Below are 2,500 nucleotides of genomic sequence, written 5' to 3'. Positions count from 1 at the left end.
ATGAAGGTAAGGTAACACTTACTGGAGGTCCGAACCCACACCTGTTGAAAAAGGTCGGGATGAGGTGTGCCTAGGGGTGAAAGGCCAATCAAACTCGGAGATAGCTGGTTCTCTGCGAAATCTATTTAGGTAGAGCGTCGGACGAATACCCTCGGGGGTAGAGCACTGAATGGGTAATGGGGGCCCACAGCCTTACTGATCCTAATCAAACTCCGAATACCGAGGAGTAATATCCGGCAGACACACAGCGGGTGCTAACGTCCGTTGTGGAGAGGGAAACAACCCTGACCTACGACTAAGGCCCCTAATTCATGGCTAAGTGGGAAAGCAGGTGGGACGACCAAAACAACCAGGAGGTTGGCTTAGAAGCAGCCATCCTTTAAAGATAGCGTAACAGCTCACTGGTCTAAATAAGTTGTCCTGCGGCGAAGATGTAACGGGGCTCAAGCCATGAGCCGAAGTCTAGGATGCGATTTATCGCATGGTAGCAGAGCGTAGTGTGACATAATTCCATGTCTCCTTAACTTCTTCGGAAGTATTGGAGACGCGGAGTTTTCTGTGAAGCCGGCCTGTGAGGGATCCGGTGGAGAGATCACTAGTGAGAATGATGACATGAGTAGCGACAAAGGGAGTGAGAGACTCCCTCGCCGAAAGTCCAAGGGTTCCTGCTTAAAGCTAATCTGAGCAGGGTAAGCCGACCCCTAAGGCGAGGCCGAAAGGCGTAGTCGATGGGAACCAGGTTAATATTCCTGGGCCATGGAGTGGTGACGGATCTGAAACGTAGTTCATCCTTATCGGATTGAATGGGCTGCCAACAGGTTCCTGGAAATAGCCCTCCTATAAGATCGTACCCTAAACCGACACAGGTGGACTGGTAGAGAATACCAAGGCGCTTGAGAGAACCACATTTAAGGAACTCGGCAAAATACCTCCGTAAGTTCGCGAGAAGGAGGCCCGTTCAGAACGCAAGTTTTGGGCGGGGGCACAAACCAGGGGGTGGCGACTGTTTACTAAAAACACAGGGCTCTGCGAAGTCGCAAGACGACGTATAGGGTCTGACGCCTGCCCGGTGCCTGAAGGTTAAAAGGAGGAGTGCAAGCTCCGAATTGAAGCCCAGGTAAACGGCGGCCGTAACTATAACGGTCCTAAGGTAGCGAAATTCCTTGTCGGGTAAGTTCCGACCTGCACGAATGGCGTAACGACTTCCCCGCTGTCTCAAATGTGGACTCAGCGAAATTGAATTTCCTGTCAAGATGCAGGATACCCGCGGTTAGACGGAAAGACCCCATGCACCTTTACTATAGCTTCGCATTGGCATCAGGCACAGTATGTGCAGGATAGGTGGTAGGCTTCGAAGCGGGAACGCCAGTTTCCGTGGAGCCTCCCTTGAGATACCACCCTTATTCTGCTTGATGTCTAACCGCGGCCCGTTATCCGGGTCCGGGACCCTGCGTGGTGGGTAGTTTGACTGGGGCGGTCGCCTCCCAAATTGTAACGGAGGCGCGCGAAGGTTGGCTCAGAGCGGTCGGAAATCGCTCGTTGAGTGCAATGGCAGAAGCCAGCCTGACTGCGAGACTGACAAGTCGAGCAGAGTCGAAAGACGGCCATAGTGATCCGGTGGTCCCGAGTGGAAGGGCCATCGCTCAACGGATAAAAGGTACGCTGGGGATAACAGGCTGATGGTGCCCAAGAGTCCATATCGACGGCACCGTTTGGCACCTCGATGTCGGCTCATCTCATCCTGGGGCTGGAGCAGGTCCCAAGGGTACGGCTGTTCGCCGTTTAAAGAGGTACGTGAGCTGGGTTTAGAACGTCGTGAGACAGTTCGGTCCCTATCTTCCGTGGGTGTAGGATATTTGAGAAGAGTTGCCCCTAGTACGAGAGGACCGGGGTGAACGATCCACTGGTGGATCAGTTGTCGTGCCAACGGCAGTGCTGAGTAGCTATGATCGGACAGGATAACCGCTGAAGGCATCTAAGCGGGAAGCCCCCTTCAAAACAAGATATCCCTGAGAGCCGAGGTAGACCACCTCGTCGATAGGCCAGAGATGTAAGCGCTGTAAGGCGTTCAGTTGACTGGTACTAATGGCTCGATAGGCTTGATTTGATCCAGTAATAGTAAGACTTACTGAAACAAATCAAAACACATACACACACAATCATCAGTATACGATGAACATGGAACAAAACCTGATGTTATCGGCTAGGACATCAATCCTAGCCAGTGTTTCTTTTTTGGTTTGGTGATAATAGCGCGAGCAAAACACCCGATCCCATCCCGAACTCGGCAGTTAAGTGCCGCTGCGCTGATGGTACTGCGTCTTAAGGCGTGGGAGAGTAAGTCATTGCCAAACCTAATAAGAAACACTTCTCTCTATACGATAACAAAAAAAGCCCTCTCAAAACACCGCGAGGCACAATAGCGCGGGATGGAGCAGCCCGGTAGCTCGTCAGGCTCATAACCTGAAGGTCGTAGGTTCAAATCCTACTCCCGCAACCA

At 52.2% G+C, this 2,500-nt stretch carries 1 tRNA gene and 2 rRNA genes (1 of these 3 cut by a window edge); all 3 read left to right on the top strand.

Annotation, left to right across the window (positions count from 1 at the left end):
- Window positions 1-2,107, top strand: a 23S ribosomal RNA gene (locus tag CYQ09_RS01365); it begins 726 nt to the left of the window's first position.
- A 132-nt stretch (window positions 2,108-2,239) separates the two neighbouring features.
- A 5S ribosomal RNA gene (rrf, locus tag CYQ09_RS01360) occupies window positions 2,240-2,354 on the top strand.
- Window positions 2,355-2,423: 69 nt separating this feature from the next.
- A tRNA-Met gene (locus tag CYQ09_RS01355) sits at window positions 2,424-2,500 on the top strand.

Origin of the sequence: Yoonia maritima, from assembly GCF_002933395.1 — a bacterium.
Taxonomy (GTDB): domain Bacteria; phylum Pseudomonadota; class Alphaproteobacteria; order Rhodobacterales; family Rhodobacteraceae; genus Yoonia; species Yoonia maritima_A.
This window is presented reverse-complemented; position numbering and strand designations above follow the sequence as displayed.